The following is a 17,791-nucleotide window of genomic DNA, read 5'->3' as shown; positions in this document are numbered from 1 at the left end:
CCCGAACTGTGCTCACTACGCCGTCGACTCGCGACGGCCATCCGAGCACCGCACACCGCGAATCATTCGGCGTAACGTCTCTGAAACATCTTCTACCTGCGTCGATACTTGGCGTACCTATTGACGGGTTGTTCGCGAAGTGGCAAGGTCGCCGTTGCATCCTGTTTCAATTTCTTGGATCCAACTACGAACTGCGTTCAGATCAGCGACACTGGATACAGCACTTCACCACCCGCTAGGAGCAACCCACATGGCCGACACCCCGACCCGTCCCGGCACCGCCATTCCCCCGACGCCCGGCGACACCCTCATCTTCGAAAACGATCGAGTGCGCGTGTGGTCGATGACGCTCGAACCCGGGGGGATGTTCGATTTCCATCAGCACCACCATGATCACGTCGTCATCTGGCCGGCAGCGGGCAACGCCCAGGGGCAGGAGCTGGGTGACGACGAATGGGGCATCACGCAGCACGCGGAGCCCGGCTTTGTCCTCTACAAGACCGTGGGATCGGCGAAGCCCCTCAATCCTCACCGCATCCGCAACCTGGGTAACGAGACCGTCACCCACTACGTCGTAGAACTGCTCGAGACCTCGCCCAGCGAGACCGAATTGCCTTGGCAGCACAACGATCGCGGGTCGTTCACCACACCCGCTGATCGCTGAGTCGTTCACCATCTGAACATCGGCGCCCCAGCGGCGCCACCGCACAACACCACCACGGGGCGGCGATGCCCGACTGCGATTCCGTGCGCCCTGATCCCCAACAGACAGATCCCTCACCAGGAGAAGAAGACATGGCCGTCCCCAACGACGAGCTCACGAGCCCAGTAGAAACACATCAACTCAAAAAGAACACCATCGGCGTCGCCGGCATGGTGTTCATGGTCGTCGCCGCGACCGCTCCCCTGACCGCGATGGCGTCGAACCTCTCGATCGGCCTGGCCTTCGGAGTCGGTGAGGGACTTGTCGGACTGCTTGTCCTGGTCGGCATACTGCTCGCCATCTTCACGGCCGGTTACGTGGTGCTCAGTCGGCGGGTCATCAACGCCGGCGCCTACTACGCATTCATCGGCTACGGTCTCGGCAAGGCGTCCGGGGCCGGTTCGGCGTTCGTGGCGACGGTCGCCTACAACCTCGCTGCCGCTGGAATGATCGCTGCCACCGGCTATTTCGCAGACATCGCAGTGAGCACGATGACCGACATCGACCTGCCGTGGTACGTCTACGGCGCAATCGCACTGGTGATCACCGCGGTCCTCGGACTGGTGGGTGTGGAGATCACGAAACAGGTGACCTCATTGGTCTCCATCGCCCAGTTCGGCATCATCATCTGGCTCGGCATTGCAATTCTTGTCCAGCGCCCGGAGGGTTTCTCCCTCAATGTGTTTGCCCCGGACCGGATGTTCGAAGGCAACCTCGCGCTGTCGCTGGTGTTCTGCGTGCTGTCATTTGCAGGCTTCGAGGCCACCGCGATCTACGGCGAGGAGGCTCGCGCACCGCGACGCAGCATCAAGGTTGCGACGTACTGCGCTCTGGCGCTTCTTGTTCTGGTCTTCATGGGTTCGACGTGGTCGATCGTGGCAGCCTTTCCTGACGTCCAGACCGTGGCCGCCGAGGATCCAGGAAGCCTGATCTTCGCCACCGCCAGCGAATACCTCGGTGGATGGTCCGATGAGATGCTCAGCCTGCTCGTCGCTTTCAGCTTCCTGGCCGCAGCGGTTGCCTTCCACAACATGGCCGCGCGCTACATGTTCGCGCTCGGCAGGTCCCGTCTGTTGCCGGAGCGATGCGCTGACGTCCATCCCCGTTTCGGCACGCCACAGGTGTCGTGTGCCGTTCAGATCGCCATCTCCCTGATCGTTCTCGTACCGTTTGTCATCGCCAAGTCCGACCCCATCATCAATCTCTTCCCGGCGGTCTCAGGCATCACGTCACTGTCGATCATCGGGCTGATGATCGGTTGCTCCCTCAGCGTTGTCGTGGCCTCGATGCGTGGTCGACTCGACGGAGAGACCGCGTGGTCGTCGAAGATTGCACCGGCCATCTCCGGCCTGCTGCTCACCGCCATCGGGGTCATCGTCGTGATCAACTACCAGGACGTCACCGGCAGCGATTCCTGGATCGTCGCCGCCATGCCGGCGATCCCCGTCATCGGCGCGATCTACGGGGCCGTCATCTACCGGCGCCGTGGCCACGGCCACGACCTGGAGGAGCACCTCACCGATTGAGATCGGCCACGGCAGAAGGGGGTGCCTCCGCTCGGAGGCACCCCTTTGTGTGACTTGACCAACCCGGATCACGGCTCGATCATCATCGGCCTTCGACCAAAGTCGCCACCTTCGCGGACAACTCGTCGCCGTACTCGAACGCGGTGGCGTGCCGCGCCTTCGGGATCTCCCAGAATGCGGATCCAGGAATGTGATCGGCCAACTCCCGACCTGCCGCGATCGGGATCACCGGGTCGTCGGCGCCGTGCGCAACAAGAGTGGGCACAGCGATCCGGTGAAGCTGCTGCCTCGAGTCGTGGTCTTTCAGTGCGTTCATCCGCCGGGCATGCTGCTCGGCTGTCCGGTTCACCAAGGCCGCCCGGATACGGTCCACAAGCGATGGATCGGCCGCTCGCGCGTCTGGGCTGACGGCGGCGTCGAGCATGGTCTGGGCCCTTGCTGCGGCCGACATCTTCTTCGACTTCTCCGCGAATCCGCTCATCCATGAGTACGCACCGGTGGTCGACACCAACGACAGTGTCCTGACCCGCTCCGGATGCCGGATCGCCAGCAACTGGGCGACCACGCCTCCGTACGAGGTCCCGAGGACGTGCACGTTCGACCATTGCAGTGCCTCGATCACCTCGGTGGCGTCGTCTACCATGGCGTCCATCGTGTAGTGGTCATCTGGGCTGACCTGGTCGCCGGTGTCGCGCTGATCGTAGGCGACTGCCTGCAGGCCGGATGGGAGCCTTGTCATCAGGTCTGCGAACTGCGTCCGATCACTCTCGGCCCCGTGGATCAGCAACAGCGGTGCGCCAGAACCTTTTACGACGCATGGCACCGATCTACCGTCTCGGAGCGTGACCACGATGTCTGACATGTCGATCTTCTTTCTCGATGGGAGGAAAACATCGTCGCAATCGAGTGCGCGAACACGCACACAATGCTAGATTGGATCCTATTGTAGCCGAATTGCATACGATCGGATGCGGGCTCAGATCTGAAGGAGGCCACCATGGCTGTATTGGTTTCGGGAGCGAGCATCGCCGGTCTCTCGGTTGCATTCTGGCTCGAGAAGGCCGGTCACGAGGTCACAGTGGTCGAGCGCGCACCAGCACTGCGGGTGGCAGGGTCACCGATCGACATCCGTGGCGACGCACTCGCGGTCGCTGACGCGATGGGAATCCTCGGCGACATCCGCGACAGCAGGGTGCCGACGTCCGGCCGTGAGGCCTTCACCACCTGGGTCGACGATCAGGGCCACCCGATTGCCGTGCTCCCCAACGAGTTCGCAACCGATTCGGCCGATGACGTCGAGATCGCCAGGGACAGCTTGATCGGAATCCTGCACGGCGCCATCGGCACGAATGCCGAGTTCGTCTACGACGACTCGATCGTCGACGTGACCGACAACGGCGCTGCCGTCGATGTCGCGCTGGCGTCCGGCCGCACAGGCGCCTTCGACTTCGTCATCGGCGCCGACGGTATCCATTCGACGGTCCGAGAAGCCGTGTTCGGACCCGAGATCACCTTCCGCCGGCATCTCGACACCTATACCGCTTTTGTCGACCTTCCCCTGGGTTCGGGAACCCCGGGCGAGAGCGTCACCTACAACACCCCTGGCCGCATGTTCTGCATCACGGACTTCGGCTCGCGCACAATCGGATTCATGGCCGCTCGTACCCCCGAGGTCGACTACGACAACCGTGACCTCGGCGACCAGAAGCGGGTGCTGATCGACCTGATGAAGGGTGAGCAGGGCTGGGAGTCCCCGTTCTTGCTGCAGGCTGTCGCCGAGGCCGACAGGCTGTACTTCGATTCGGTCAGCCAGGTGCACATGCCCCGGTGGTCGAGCGGGCGGGTGGTCCTGATCGGCGATGCCGCGCACGCCGCATCACTCTTTTCCGGACGAGGCACCTCACTGGCGATGATCGGTGCCCACACTCTGGTGTCGGAGATGACAAAAGCCGGCGCCGCCCACGACATCGCCTTCACCCGCTACGAGCAGTTGCTGCGCCCGCGGGTTTCAACCGCGCAGGAAGGTGTTCACGAAGCCCGCGACTTCATGGTTCCGGCCACCGAGTCCGAACTGCGGGCACGCAACCAGCGGTTCGCGATCAACGCCGCGCGCTGACCGGCTCGCGGCTGTCCTGCCCGCGGTTCTGTTCATCTTCCGGATGAAACTGCGCCGGCTCATCCTGGCGTGTGTAGCCAGGCGATCAACACCGAGCGGTTCATCGAGGTGCTCGAGTGCCCAGTGCTGGACTTCCACAATGGCACCGTTGGGGGGAAGCGCCTCGGGCTGACCCAGAAGCAGTCATCCATGTCGTCCCCTCGACGCGCACTCATCGTCATCGACGTCCAGCAGGAGTACTTCGACGGCCCTCTGGAGATCCAGTACCCACCTCGCGAGGACTCGCTGACCAACGTCGTACGGGCGATCGAAGTCGCCACAACGCAGTCGATTCCCGTCGTGGTCGTTCAGCATCTCCTGCCGGCGGGTGCACCCGTGTTCGCTTCCGGCTCGCCGGGCAGTGAACTGCACCCCGCGGTGGCCGAACTGGTCCAACCCGAGTGGAAGCGTGTCGAGAAGGTGTACGGAAGCGTACCCGCGGGCACCGATGCTGCAGAGTGGTTGCGCGACAACGGTATCGACACCATCTCCATCGTCGGCTTCATGACCAACAACTGCGCCATCGCAACCGCCGCCCACGCCGAGTCGCTCGGGTTCACAACCGAGGTGCTCTCCGACGCCACCGGAGCCATAGCGTTGTCGAACGAGGCCGGGAGAGTATCTGCCCAGCAGCTACACGAGACGATCATGGTTCTGCTGAACTCCAACTTCGCGGCCGTGGCGACAACCGAGCAGTGGGCTGCAGCAGTCGACAAGGGCGAACCGCTTGCGGCGAGCAACCTGGTGGCCTCCGCACTCGACGGGAGAAGTGCCACCGTATAGCGAAGCAGGCGGGGCTCAGCCGTGACTGTGCAACGGCAGCCCCGCCAACGCCATGTGCGCCTCACCCAGCGCTTCGGACTGGGTCGGGTGCGCATGGACAAGCGCGGCGACGTCGTCGGGGTAGGCGCCCCACCCCACGGTCAGTTGTGCCTCGCCGATCAGTTCGCCGACGCGTTCACCCACCATGTGGATGCCGACGACCTGTCCCGAATCCTTCTGCGCGCGAATCACTTTGATTCCGCCGCTTGTCCCGAGTATCTGACTCTTCCCGTTTCCGGCCAGATCGTAGACCACCGTTGACACCTCACCGTACTTCTGACGCGCCTGCACCTCGGTGAGCCCGACCGATGCGACTTCCGGATTGCAGTACGCGACTCGTGGGATGGAGGAGTCCTCGGCGAGAACCCGACCGCGTCCGGCGATCACCTCGGCCACGTGGATGCCATGCGCAAAACCGCGATGGGCGAGTTGTGGTCCCGCGACGATGTCACCCACCGCATATACCCCGTCCTGAGATGTACGCAGCGCACCGTCCACGCGCACGAATCCACGCTCGTCGAGCTCGATGCCGCCTTCTGCCAATCCATTCCCAGACGTCCGCGGCCCACGGCCCACCGACACGAGCACAACATCCGCCTCGAGAAGATCGCCGCCTGCCAGTACCACGGTCACCCCGTCGGCCCGCTGCGTGACAGCCTCGCACCGCGCATCTGTCCTGACGGTCACGCCGCGCTTCTTGAGAGCCCTGGTGAGTTGTTTGGAAGACCACTCGTCCTCGGTGGCGATCAATCGTGGCAGCGCTTCGACGATGATGACCTGAGCCCCCAAAGATGCCCAGACGCTGGCGAACTCGACGCCGATCACACCGCCGCCGAGAATCACCACCCGCTCGGGAAGCGTGGGCAGTTCGAGCGCGTCATCGCTCGTCAGGACTCGTCCACCGCAGTCGACACCCGGCAGGGTCCGGGCCGCCGAACCCGTCGCGAGCACCAGTGATCGTCCGGTGAACGTGGTCCCCCCGACCTCGACGCTGCGTCCCCCGACATAGCGACCGGTGCCGTTCACGATGTCGACCCGGTGGGCCTTCGCCAGCCCTTGCAGGCCGCGGTACAAGCGGTCTACCACCGAGTTCTTGTACGTGTGGATTCCCGCCACGTCGACCTTCGTGAGCTCGGCGCCGATCCCGACCTTGGATGCGTGGGCAACCGTGTCGGCGACCTCGGCTGCGTGGAGCAACGCCTTGGTCGGGATACAGCCGCGATGCAAACAGGTCCCTCCCACCTTGTCTTCTTCGATGAGGGTGACGGTCTTGCCGAGTTGGGCGGCGCGGAATGCCGCAGCGTACCCACCCGACCCGCCTCCCAAGATCAGGACGTCGGGGATGTCGGTCATGGTTTCCTCCGGGTGCGCTCAGCTCAGCGCGATCAGGGTGACGGGATCGGACAGGATGTCGGCAATGGTTGCGAGAAAACGAGATCCCTGCTCGCCGTCGACCAGCCGGTGGTCGAACGAGAGACTGAGCGTGGTCACCGATCGCAGGGCGATCTCACCTCGGTATTCCCATGGCTGTCGGCGGATTGCGCCGAAGCACAGGATCGCCGCCTCGCCGGGGTTGAGGATCGGGGTACCCGAATCCACCCCGAACACACCGACATTGGTGATAGTGATGGTGCCCGCGGACAGGTCTTGTGGACCGGTGCGCCCTTCTTTCGCCGTTGTCGTCAACGTGGTGAGCGCTTCGGCGAGGTCGCGCAGGCTCAACGTGTGGGCGTTCTTGATGTTCGGCACCATGAGGCCGCGCGGGGTCGCCGCAGCGATTCCCAGGTTGACGTAGCGCTTGGTGACGATCTCCTGATTTGCCTCGTCCCACGCGGAGTTGAGGGACGGATTGGACCGCAGTGCCACGAGCAGAGCCTTGGCCACCAACGCCAGCGGCGTGATGCGTACCGACCGGAAATGCTTGGACTCCTTGAGTTGTGCAAGCAGATCGACGGCCGGGGTGACGTCCACGGTGACGAACTCGGTGACATGCGGTGCGGTGAAGGCACTGCGGACCATGGCGTCGGCGGTGTGTTTGCGGACCCCCTTGATCGGGGTGCGTTCTTCGTCCAGCACCGCCGCGCCAGGGCGGGCGGATTCACCCGAAGCGGCCCCGGGCTCGGGCACCGGGTCGGCAGCCGACCGAGCCAGGTACTGCTCGAGGTCGTCGCGGGTGACCTGCCCCCGATCGCCGGTGGCGGGCACCTCGGCCAGATCGATACCGTTCTGCTTGGCTGCGAACCGGACCGGCGGCGCGGCCAGCGGGCGCTCCTGCTCTGTCACAACAGCATCGACCGCCGACGCGGTGGCCGCGTTCGTCCGCCGACGACGCCGTCCCGTGCTCTCCTCGGCGACGCCGTACCCGACGAGAACCGGCGTGCGTTCCTTGCTCACGGGCGGTGTTTGTGATGGCGCAGGGGCGGTAGGTGTGTCGTCAGTGGAGGCGCCCTCGACAGCTATGTCGATGAACGGCCGGCCCACCTCGATGGTGGCTCCCTCGTCTGCGTACAGCGCCACAACAGTTCCCGCATAGGGAGAGGGCAGCTCCACCGAAGCCTTGGCCGTCTCGACCTCGGCGATGTTCTGATTGAGTTCGACGGTGTCGCCGACCGTCACGAGCCAGGTGAGTAGTTCGGCCTCGGTGAGCCCCTCGCCGAGGTCGGGGAGCAAGAAGGTCTGGGTTGTCGGCATGAGCTGGCTCCTACGATGCGAACGTGCGGTCGACGGCGTCGAGGATGCGGTCGACGTCGGGAAGGAAGTGTTCTTCGAGCTTGGCCGGCGGATACGGCAGGGTGAATCCGCCCACGCGAGCGATCGGGGCCTCGAGATGGAAGAAGCAGCGCTCACCGATGCGCGCCGCGAGTTCCGCGCCGATACCCAGGAACACCGGGGCCTCATGGGTGATCACCAGGCGCCCGGTGCGGCGGACCGAGTCCGCAACGGTGTCGACATCAAGCGGGGAGATCGAGCGTAGGTCGATCACCTCGATCGAACGGCCCTCTCCTGCTGCGATCTTCGCCGCCTGCACCGCGGTGGTGACGAGGGGGCCGTAGGCGACCAGGGTGACATCCGAGCCTGGCGTGACGACCCGGGCCTTGTGCAGCGGGTAGGCATCCCCGGCCTCGGCGAGCGGCCCCTTCTCCCAGTACCGGCGCTTGGGTTCGAAGAACAGCACCGGGTCGTCGGACTCGATTGCCTGCTGGATCATCTGGTGGGCGTCTGCGGAGGTACCGCAAGTGACCACACGCAGACCAGCGGTCGCAGCGAAGTAACCCTCGGGCGACTCCGAGTGGTGCTCGATCGCGCCGATTCCGCCGCCGTAGGGAACCCGGATCGTGATGGGCATCTTCACGTTGCCGCCGGTGCGGTAGTGCAGCTTGGCGACCTGCGAGACGATCTGGTCGAACGCCGGATAGATGAATCCGTCGAACTGGATCTCACAGACAGGCCGGTAGCCGCGCATCGCCAGACCCACTGCCGTGCCGATGATCCCGGATTCGGCCAGGGGTGTGTCGATGACCCGCTGCGGTCCGAAGTCCTTCTGCAGACCATCGGTCACCCGGAACACACCTCCGAGCTTGCCGATGTCCTCGCCGAGGAGCACCACCTTCGGATCCTTCTCCATCGCTGTGCGCAGACCGGAGTTGATGGCCTTGCCAATCGGCATGACCGCGGGGGTGATGGCCGGGGCGCTCATCGAACGTCTCCTTCGAATCCTTCGAGGTACGAGGCGAACTCGCGTCGTTCCTCGTCGATCAGGGGTGTGGTTCGGCATAGACCTCGTCGAACATCGACAGCGGGGCCGGTTCCACGGTCTCGAGGCAGCCGCGTCGTAGCTCGGCTGCGGTTGTGTCCGATTGGTTCCGGATCCGTTCGAGGACATCGTCGGTGAGGACGCCTGCCGCGTCGAGCAGCGCCCGCACCCGGTCGAGAGGGTCCTTGGCCCGCCATTCGTCGTCCAGCGCCGCGGACCGATATCGCGTTGGATCGTCGGACGTGGTGTGTGGTCCCATCCGATAGGTCACCGCCTCGATCAGTGTCGGGCCACTGCCTTCTCGGGCCCGCGCCAACGCCGCGCGGGTGACCGCGATGACGGCAAGAACGTCGTTGCCGTCGACCCGCACACTCGGAACCCCGAAACCCCGCCCGCGTTCGGCGATGGTCACACGCGACTGCAACGAGACCGGCTCGGAGATCGCCCACTGGTTGTTCTGGCAGAAGAAGACAACGGGCGCATGGAAACTCGCGGCGAAACCGAGGGCTTCGGAGATGTCGCCCTGGCTGGTGGCCCCGTCACCGAAGTAGGTGATCGCGGCGCCGTCCACGCCGTCGAACTGCATGCCGAGCGCGTATCCCGTGGCGTGCAACGCCTGCGCGCCCACGATGATCGCCGGTGTGGTCATCCGGTACTCATAGGGGTTCCAGCCCGAATGGGTGGATCCTCGCCAGAACCGGAGCATGTGGGCCGGGTCCACGTCACGGCAGTAGGCGACCGCGTGCTCGCGGTAACTGGCGAAGACGAAGTCCTGGGGATCGAGCGCCCGCGCCGAGCCGACCTGCGCGGCCTCCTGACCGAGCAGCGGCGCCCACAGGCCGAGCTCTCCCTGGCGCTGCAGAGCGGTTGCCTCGGCGTCGATGCGCCGCACCACCACCAGGTCCTCGTAGAGGCGCAGCAACGCGTCCACGTCGATGTCGGAGACGAGGTCGGAGTACTCGGGGTTCTCGAGTCGCTCGCCCGTCGGGCTGATCAGTTGGACCAGATCGTCGTTGTCGATCACCGGGGCCTCCACTCGCCAGGGCTGACGTGGGCATTCGCCCACGGTTCATTCGGTGCACGTCAGGCAACCAGCGAGCGCCACACTGCACAAGAGCTGTGGACGAACTTGCGCAATTTGACCAACTTCCCGGTGATGAGACGTGCGACACTGTGCGACATGACGAAGTTCGACCGCTCTGACGCCCGCCTTCTGCTCGCCCTCTGCGAGACCCCACGCGCCACCGGGGTGCAGTTGGCGACCGCCCTCCAGATGGCCAGGAACACCGTTCAATCCCGGTTGGCCCGATGGGAAGAGCGGCGTGTTCTGGCGCCGATGGACCGACTGATCTCCACGCGAGACCTCGGATACACGCTGCGCGCCTACATCAGCGCGGTCGTCGACCAGCACCGACTCGAACCGATCATCGCCCTCTTCGGCGACATCCCGGAGGTGATCGAGGTGATCGGAATCTCCGGGGACGCAGACCTTCTCATCGCGGTCGCTGCCCTCGACGCCGACGACCTCTACCGCGTGGCCGGGCTGATCCTGGCGGTACCCGGTGTCGAACGGACCACCATGTCGGTGGCCATGCGCGATGCGATCCCTTACCGGACCCGCCCCCTGCTCGAGCGGCTCGCGCACGGTCGGTGAGGCCAGGCCGCGTGGTCACAGAGGCCGCAATCTGAGCAACGTGACAGCGGGTACACGCAGCATAATGTGCACATTGCGCAATTATCTGGGTCGCTGTTGACCACTTCGCCGCTCCGGGACAACATTCGTGCAGCTAGTTGCACACTCAATCCTCGACCACCTACCCGGAGGTTTCCATGTCCGTCACCGTCACCCCTCTGCCCGCAGAGTCGGCCACAAGCCACGTGTTCGGTCGATCAGACTTCCCCATCGACGAGCCCGCGCACGAGCAGGTGGTGTTCTGCCAGGACAGCGCAAGCGGTCTGCAGGCCATCATCGCCTTGCACTCCACCTCGCTGGGACCTGCCCTCGGCGGCACCCGTTTTCATTCCTACGTTGACGAAAGTGCCGCGCTCACAGATGTTTTGCGACTATCACGCGGGATGACGTACAAGGCTGCGGCAGCCGGACTCGACCTCGGCGGAGGCAAGGCCGTCATCCTCGGTGATCCGCGGACCATCAAGACGCCCGAGTTGCTGCGCGCCTACGGCCGATTCGTGGAAAGACTCGACGGTCTGTACGTCACGGCCGGCGATGTGGGCACGAACAGCGACGACCTGGACATCATCGGCGAATCGACCGCACACGTCGTCGGCCGCAACACGGCTGCCGGCGGATCGGGTGACAGCGGGCCCAACACCGCCCTCGGAGTGTTCCAGGCCATGCGTGCAGCGGCAGTGCAGGTTTGGGGGGAACGCGAACTCGCCGGACGCACGGTGGGCGTGGAGGGTGCGGGAAAGGTGGGCTTCGAACTGGTGTCGCTCCTGACAGAAGCCGGCGCGGAGGTGCTGGTCTCCGATGTCTATCAGCCCTCACTCGACCGCGTGCTGCATGCCTTCCCCCGCACCAAGGTGGCGGCCGACGTCCGCGCCGAACGCCTCGACGTCTATGCCCCGTGTGCGCTCGGTGGCACGTTGGACATAGCCACCAGTGAGACGCTGAACACATCCATCGTCTGCGGCGCCGCCAACAACCAGTTGCTCACCCCGGAGGCCGAGAGGACACTCGTCAACCGCGGAATCGTGTGGGTACCGGATTATGTGGCCAACTCCGGTGGGCTCATCCAGGTCGAGGGCGAGCTCCGCGGGCGTACCCGCGAAGAGGTACGCAAGCGCGTCGAATCCGTCTTCGACACAATGACATTCATTCTCCAGACCGCGGCCCGAGAGAACATCACGGCCGGTGTCGCCGCCGACCGGATCGCGCGTCGCCGGCTTGACGATGCAGCGTGAGGCACCGGCAGCGCGCACCACGCCGATCACACGTATAGAGCTCTGAAGTTGTTGTCAGCCAAGGTAAACCTTCCCTGAGACGGGTTCGGCAATGCCACCCTTAGTAAGGATGAGCTTGGATGACAACGGCTTTCACCTGGCCCTAACCTGGTCGTCATGAGCACAATTCGAACCCGCTTCCATGAGCTCCTGCACGACCAGATTCGTCAAGAATTCTCTGCGTCACAGCAGTACATCGCCATTGCGGCCTACTACGACAACGAAGACCTGCCACAGTTGGCCAAGCACTTCTACGCCCAGGCTGTCGAAGAGCGCAACCACGCGATGATGATCGTGCAGTACTTCCTCGACCGCGACATGGTGGTGCACACCCCGGGCATCGACCAGCCGGAGAACTCGTTCGCCGACTACCGCGCCCCGATCAAGGTGGCACTCTCCCAAGAGCAGCGCGTCACCGACCAGATCGTCGAATTGGCCAAGACGGCCCGCGACGAAGGTGACTACCTGGGCGAGCAGTTCATGCAGTGGTTCCTCAAGGAGCAGATCGAAGAGGTTGCGGTGATGCGCACCCTGCAGACCGTTGCCGATCGGTGCGAAGGCAATCTCTTCGACCTCGAGAACTTCGTCGCCCGTGAGGTCGGCACCGCGGCCAAGACGGATGCCACCGCACCCGGTGTCGCCGGCGGCAGCCTGTAGAAACCCGCTCGACAGCACGTCAACACGCACAAAGGGCGCGGCCGGATCTCTCCGGCCGCGCCCTTTGTTGTCGTGTCTGTTCGGGCGAACTGCCCGTCACCTCAGCGCAGGGTGACCTGCCGGGCTCGGATGCCGTCGCGCGAGCGCCGCTCGTCGCTGGTCAGCTCGGCGTCCGAGGCCAGCGCCTCGTTGAGCCGGTTGTTGAACGTCTCCACGCCCCCAGTCCACTCGGTGGGGTGCAGCTCGCGGTCCAGGTCGAACACCGGGACCAGTAGCCCGTGTGTACGGAATGAACCCGCGAAACGCGATCCCTCGCCGAGTGTCAGCCCACCCGATGCATGTACGCGCGCCAGCGCCGCCATCACGTCGTCTTCGGGCTCGGGGCGTATCCACCGCAGATGTGCACGCTCGCCGGCATCTACCCACCAAGGTGCACCGACGAAGTCGCCTGCCAACCGCGCGGTCGGCATGATGGCCGCGTTGGCCTGCTCGATCATCGCGGTGATCTGAGGGGCGGGGCTGTCCTGGCCCTCGATCCACCAGTTGAAGTCGTTGTGGACGGTGATGTCGAGCGCAGCGGTGGGATCGAGCACGTCCTCGAGTGCACCGGCCTCGGCGATGTCGACCTCTGAAAGCGTCTCTCCCGCAGCGCTTTCGGTTGCCCACCGAATCGCGGCAGCCAATGCGGCACCGGGCTCTTCGTGCTCGGGCTGGGTCTGCAGTGCAACCAGACCCACAGCTGCGCCGGACTCCTCACGCACCAGTGCCGGTCCGGCACCGGGCAGGACCGTCACCAGTCGCACGGGGTTGGTGCCCGGTGTGGTCAGCGGCAACTCGGCGGTGGCCGAGGCGACGAAGGCCCTCAGGGCCACGAGGTCGCATTCGGCGGCGATCCCGGCGAACGGCCGGAAGAGCGGCGCCGTTGCCTGGGCCTGCCGTTCCTTACGTGCCGCCACCCGTTCGGCGCGATTGCTTCCGGGTCGGGGTCCGCTGCCACGTTTACTCTTCTTAGCCACGTGAGAAGAACTTACGCAGCGAGCCAGCCCCGCACCCGGTCGGGGTAGTTGGTGGCGATCCAGCCGACGCCGAGATCGGCACAGTATGTCGCGTCGCGCCGCTCGTCGACCGTCCAGCAGTACGTGGCCCGACCTGCGGCCGCAGCACGATCCACCGCATCAGGATGCTCCCGCAGACTGAAGATCGAGGGTCCGATGGCCGTGGCCCCCACGGCGGTGGCGGCGCTTCCCCCGAGGAACCGGGCGGTGTCGCCGAGTAGCACGGTGGGCAGCATCGGCGCGTTGCGTCGGATGCGCCACACACCGGCGGTGGAGAACGAGATCACCACGGCGCGGCTGTGATCTGCCGACGCCGGCGTCGCGACACCGAACCGCTGCAATTCGGCGAGGAGCAGCTGCTCCACCAGACCACCGAATCGGACGGGGTGCTTGGTCTCGATGAACAGGCGCACCGGACGTTTCCAGTCCAGCGTCAGCTCCATCAGTTCGCGCAACGTGAGGACCTTCGAGGTGAGACCGGAAGTATGCCAACTCGCGAAGTCGAACTCGCGGAGCTGAGCGAGGGTGAGTTCACTGACCGCACCGCTGCCGTCGGAGGTTCGGTCGATCGTGCGGTCGTGGACACACACCAGCTCGTGGTCCGCGGTGAGCCGGACGTCGCACTCGAGTCCGTCTGCGCCCTGCTCGAGGGCGAGCTCGTACGCCATCAGCGTGTGTTCGGGTTTGTGACCCGACGCCCCCCGGTGAGCCACCACCGCAGGCGTTTCCGTGCGCAGCACCCGATGGGTGTCGGTCATACCGCGACCAGCCATCGAGTGGGGGTCGCCGTCTCGGCCTCCCGGTCGAGCAGCCGCGTGATCGTCCACCACACCGCAACCGCGAACCCGGCGCTGGCCAGGTCGGACACGATGACAAGGAGCACCGCATTTGACTGCCACAGCAGGGACTCGGCGAAGATCCGCAGCACGATGCACCCGACCACCAGCAGGTTCACCAGTACCCAGCCGGCCCACAACCACCACAGTCGCTTACGGATGTGGTCGCGCGGCAGGTCGTCGCGGAGTTCGAGTACCTCGCGCATGCAGGCCACCGGCCGGAAGATGTTGATCACCGGGACCCAGCACCCGATGAAGATCTCCCGTCGGGTTCGCGGGTCGTATTGGCCGTGCTCGCCGTATGACCTCCGCCGCTCCTCGATCAACCATCCGGCAGCGCCCGCCAGGCACGCGAGCATCATCGCCACCGACGCCAGGCCGGTGATCCACACCGCGGCCTCGGCAGCGACCTGCATACCGCGGCTGACCGGTTCTTCCAGGTTGACCACGAGCAATGCGTAGATCCACGCCTCGGCGGCGGCCGCCGCGACGAGTACGCCCGCTGCGATCAGCAACAGCTGCGGAAGCCGGGCTGTCGCCTGTTCGATCAGGTTCTGCTCACGCGTCTCGGGTTCGGTTGCCGGGCTGTCCTGCAGACCCCACTGCGGGACGCTTCGGTAGCGAGGCGTGGGTGTGTCGTGCCGCTCGACCCGGGCCCGCGGACGCGGACGGGCCTCGGGCGGACGCAGCGCCACCCAGCGCACCATCCGCCGTGCTGTCGGCGACATCTGACGCGGCGCACCGCTGGACACCGATTGATGACGCTGGCTGCGCGGCGGGACGTACATGTTGTTCGGCCGCGACTGCGGGCCAGGAGGAGGGGGTGCGGGAACAGTTCCCGCGGGCGGCACGGGCCTTTGCTGCGGTGGCGGACGGAACACCACGGCGCGACCGTAGGCGTCGAGCGGGGTCAGCGGACCCGAGCAACGTGGGCAGCGTGGTCGACGGGGATCGTGCGGTCCAGCGATCCGGCAGTGCGGGCAGTAATCCCGGACCGGGCCAGAAGGCGGAACTGTCACCGCCCGGACTCCGAGGACGCCGCTCCCCCGGATCCACCTGCGCCTGTCTCCAGGGGCCTGCCGGCCTGCGCCCACGCCAGGATTCCGCCCCCGACGTTCGCGCCTTCGTACCCGCGCTGCGACAGGTACCCGAGCACGCGGGCCGAGCGGCCACCTGAGTGACAGATGACAAACAGCTCGGCGTCAGGGTCGATCTCGTCGACCCGAGCGGGCACTTCGGCGAGAGGGATGTGGAGGGCTCCGGGAACGTGCCCGTTCGCCCACTCGTCGTCTTCTCGAACGTCCAGCAGGATCCTGTTCGTCTCTGCCGTGAAATCGACCGGTAGGTCGGTGACGGGCACCGACGGAACATCCGACATAGTCACCCGTCCATGGTGGCACGCTGCCTCGGCGTGCGCCGCCACCCCACAGTTTTCAACAGGTTATCCACAGGGCCCCGCGTTCCACTCAGTGTCGCCCAAATATCGGAATAATTAACAATCCGAAAGATAATCCTTCGAGCAGCAACTTGTTTTGTGACGAGGTTCACTAACAATTCACTCAAAACGCTGAGTTCTCCACAGTTTCCACAGCCTCATCCACAGGTTGAGTGTTTGCTGGCAAGCTCTGAACCAGCGCGTTAGGCGACGCCTGTGGATAACTTCACGTCAACCGGAGACGACAACTCACAGGGTCCGGTTTGCGGCCGACACCCCTTCGGTGCATCGCCGGCACGGTCAGTACACCGACCACTCCGACTGCGAGTACTCGAGGATCCGCGGCTGCATCAGGGTGGACGAGGGCATCTCCAAGGGTGGGCGGTCGGGTGGGAACGTACGGGCGGCATCCAGCTCGTCCGCCGACAAGAAGCGACGGTCCACCGCAGGGTCCACCGTCAACGCCGGCGCGACGTCACCCACTGCCCCCAGAAAGAAACCCCAGTCGCCGAACGACGGCACGTCGACGTGATAGGCCGCGGTCGTCACCCCTGCCTCGGCGATGCTCCGGCCGATGCACCAGAACGAGCGGGGCGCGAAGTAGGGCGAGCCCGCCTGGACGACCATTCGGGCACCCGGCGCCAGGTGCCCGCGGATCAGCCCGTAGAACTCCACCGAGTACAGCTTGGCGGTTGCTGTCTCGTCCGGGTCCGGCATGTCGACGATGACGGCGTCGAACAGCCCCGAGTCCTCACGCAACCAGTTGAACGCGTCGGCTGTCACCACGGAAACCCGGTCGTCGGCGAAGGCGTTGCCGTTGAGTTCGGTGAGTCTCGGATCTGTGCGCGCCAAATCGATCATCCGGGGGTCGAGTTCGACGAGGTGCACCGATTGCACATCGCGGTACTTCAGCACCTCGCGTAGTGCCAGACCGTCGCCACCGCCCAGGATCAGGACGTTGTCGCGCTTCTGCGCCAGCGCCGGGTGCACCAGCGACTCGTGGTATCGGTACTCGTCCACACTGGAGAACTGCAGATCGCCGTTGAGGAACAGCCGGGTGTCCTCGCCGTCGGGGAGGCCGCGATTGGTGATCACGATGTCCTGGATCGGGGTTCGGTCGGCCAGCACGATCGGGTCGCGATACAGCGCCTGCCGTGCGTTGACCTCGAAGGTGTCGGCATAGAACATCGCCGCCACCAACACCGCGACCACACCGACCGAGCCGGCGCCCAATGCCAGCATGCGGGCACGACCGAGGTCCCTGCGGAACACGATGAGTACAAGGGCGGCTCCGGCAACGGCGTTGATCATGCCGACCACGAGCGCACCGCGGATCTGGCCGAGCAGCGGCAGCAACAGGAACGGGAACGCCAGGCCACCGAGCAACGCGCCCACGTAGTCGGCAGCAAACAGATCGGCCACCGCAGACCCTGCCGACTGCTTCCTGATGTGTTGGAGCAACACCATCAGCAGGGGTATCTCGGCGCCGATCAGCATTCCGAGCACGAAGGCAACCACCACGAGCGACTGTGTGTACAGCGACAGATAGGCGAACGCCCCGTACAGCGCCAGCACCGAGAGACCACCCAGCAGAGCCAGCACCAGTTCGATGACCGCGAAGCTGACGGCGGCCCGGTTCTGCAGAGGTTTTGCGGCAAGCGATCCGATGCCCATCGCAAACACCATCACCGACAACACGATTGCGGCCTGCGTGGCCGTGTTCCCGATCAGGTACGACCCCAGCGTGACGAGCGCGAGCTCGTAGACCAGTCCGCAGGCGGCGCAGATGAACACCACCGCCAGCAGCGCTGACCGTGCCGCCCGGCGTAGCGGCGGCGGCGGCGCGTTGGTGTCAGGTGAGGCGGTGGATGTGGCCAAGGGAGC

At 65.2% G+C, this 17,791-nt stretch carries 16 protein-coding genes and 1 pseudogene; 7 read left to right on the top strand and 10 right to left on the bottom strand.

The genetic code is table 11. The annotated features are described in order from the left end of the window. Positions 1-250 precede the first annotated feature (250 nt). Together MVA47_RS04695 and MVA47_RS04690 are read left to right on the top strand one after the other, a co-directional pair. On the top strand, positions 251-664 hold the full coding sequence (locus MVA47_RS04695) for a hypothetical protein (protein ID WP_247206877.1): 414 nt from the start codon (positions 251-253) through the stop codon (positions 662-664). A 131-nt stretch (positions 665-795) separates the two neighbouring features. After that, a complete protein-coding gene (locus MVA47_RS04690) occupies positions 796-2,229 on the top strand; it encodes an APC family permease (RefSeq protein ID WP_247206876.1) in 1,434 nt (477 codons plus the stop codon). 82 nt (positions 2,230-2,311) lie between these two features. Here the strand turns inward: MVA47_RS04690 and MVA47_RS04685 are convergent, their stop codons facing one another. Continuing rightward, positions 2,312-3,091, bottom strand: a complete 780-nt coding sequence (locus MVA47_RS04685) for an alpha/beta fold hydrolase (RefSeq protein WP_247206875.1) — start codon at positions 3,089-3,091, stop codon at positions 2,312-2,314. Between the two features lie 135 nt (positions 3,092-3,226). Here MVA47_RS04685 and MVA47_RS04680 point away from each other — a divergent pair, with 135 nt between their 5' ends. Together MVA47_RS04680 and MVA47_RS04670 are read left to right on the top strand one after the other, a co-directional pair. Continuing rightward, positions 3,227-4,345 (top strand): FAD-dependent monooxygenase, encoded by a 1,119-nt coding sequence (locus MVA47_RS04680; protein WP_247206874.1) that lies wholly within the window; start codon positions 3,227-3,229, stop codon positions 4,343-4,345. A 189-nt stretch (positions 4,346-4,534) separates the two neighbouring features. Next, positions 4,535-5,167, top strand: coding sequence for an isochorismatase family protein (locus tag MVA47_RS04670; RefSeq protein ID WP_247206873.1), 633 nt, complete (start codon positions 4,535-4,537; stop codon positions 5,165-5,167). A 15-nt stretch (positions 5,168-5,182) separates the two neighbouring features. Here MVA47_RS04670 and lpdA read toward each other — a convergent pair whose 3' ends face one another. The 4 genes and pseudogenes from lpdA to pdhA all read right to left on the bottom strand — a co-directional run bounded on the left by lpdA (position 5,183) and on the right by pdhA (position 9,984). Then, positions 5,183-6,559 (bottom strand): dihydrolipoyl dehydrogenase, encoded by a 1,377-nt coding sequence (gene lpdA / locus MVA47_RS04665; protein WP_247206872.1) that lies wholly within the window; start codon positions 6,557-6,559, stop codon positions 5,183-5,185. An 18-nt stretch (positions 6,560-6,577) separates the two neighbouring features. Continuing rightward, a complete protein-coding gene (locus MVA47_RS04660) occupies positions 6,578-7,897 on the bottom strand; it encodes a dihydrolipoamide acetyltransferase family protein (protein ID WP_247206871.1) in 1,320 nt (439 codons plus the stop codon). Between the two features lie 10 nt (positions 7,898-7,907). Beyond that, positions 7,908-8,903 (bottom strand): alpha-ketoacid dehydrogenase subunit beta, encoded by a 996-nt coding sequence (locus MVA47_RS04655; protein ID WP_247206870.1) that lies wholly within the window; start codon positions 8,901-8,903, stop codon positions 7,908-7,910. Then, positions 8,900-9,984, bottom strand: a pseudogene (pdhA, locus tag MVA47_RS04650) (pyruvate dehydrogenase (acetyl-transferring) E1 component subunit alpha). Before pdhA ends, MVA47_RS04655 begins: the two are co-directional and overlap by 4 nt. A gap of 156 nt (positions 9,985-10,140) precedes the next feature. On the opposite strand from pdhA, the gene MVA47_RS04645 reads away from it, so the two are divergent. The 3 genes from MVA47_RS04645 (at position 10,141) to MVA47_RS04635 (ending at position 12,581) form a co-directional block, all read left to right on the top strand. Continuing rightward, complete coding sequence (locus MVA47_RS04645; protein ID WP_247206869.1) at positions 10,141-10,614, top strand: Lrp/AsnC family transcriptional regulator; 474 nt, start codon at positions 10,141-10,143, stop codon at positions 10,612-10,614. Positions 10,615-10,790: 176 nt separating this feature from the next. Next, positions 10,791-11,885 carry a Glu/Leu/Phe/Val dehydrogenase gene (locus tag MVA47_RS04640; RefSeq protein WP_247206868.1) on the top strand — a complete coding sequence of 365 codons (1,095 nt, stop codon included), beginning with the start codon at positions 10,791-10,793 and terminating at the stop codon, positions 11,883-11,885. 156 nt (positions 11,886-12,041) lie between these two features. Then, entirely contained in the window at positions 12,042-12,581 is a 540-nt protein-coding gene (locus MVA47_RS04635; RefSeq protein WP_030167471.1) for a ferritin, read from the top strand. A 101-nt stretch (positions 12,582-12,682) separates the two neighbouring features. On the opposite strand, the gene MVA47_RS04630 is transcribed toward MVA47_RS04635, so the two are convergent. From MVA47_RS04630 to MVA47_RS04610, 5 genes are all read right to left on the bottom strand, one after another. Beyond that, positions 12,683-13,597: a DUF5926 family protein gene (locus MVA47_RS04630; protein ID WP_247206867.1), complete on the bottom strand. Its 915-nt coding sequence runs from the start codon at positions 13,595-13,597 to the stop codon at positions 12,683-12,685. 11 nt (positions 13,598-13,608) lie between these two features. Beyond that, a complete protein-coding gene (locus tag MVA47_RS04625) occupies positions 13,609-14,394 on the bottom strand; it encodes a glycerophosphodiester phosphodiesterase (RefSeq protein WP_247206866.1) in 786 nt (261 codons plus the stop codon). Continuing rightward, positions 14,391-15,200 carry a DUF4328 domain-containing protein gene (locus tag MVA47_RS04620; protein ID WP_247206865.1) on the bottom strand — a complete coding sequence of 270 codons (810 nt, stop codon included), beginning with the start codon at positions 15,198-15,200 and terminating at the stop codon, positions 14,391-14,393. Before MVA47_RS04620 ends, MVA47_RS04625 begins: the two co-directional genes overlap by 4 nt. A 287-nt stretch (positions 15,201-15,487) precedes the next feature. Next, entirely contained in the window at positions 15,488-15,850 is a 363-nt protein-coding gene (locus MVA47_RS04615; protein WP_247210585.1) for a rhodanese-like domain-containing protein, read from the bottom strand. 357 nt (positions 15,851-16,207) lie between these two features. Further along, a complete protein-coding gene (locus MVA47_RS04610; protein WP_247206864.1) occupies positions 16,208-17,785 on the bottom strand; it encodes a polyamine aminopropyltransferase in 1,578 nt (525 codons plus the stop codon). Positions 17,786-17,791 lie beyond the last annotated feature (6 nt).

The organism is Williamsia sp. DF01-3, from assembly GCF_023051145.1.
Taxonomy (GTDB): domain Bacteria; phylum Actinomycetota; class Actinomycetes; order Mycobacteriales; family Mycobacteriaceae; genus Williamsia.
Note: the sequence above shows the minus strand (reverse complement) of the source record. Positions and strands in the feature narration are given on the sequence as shown.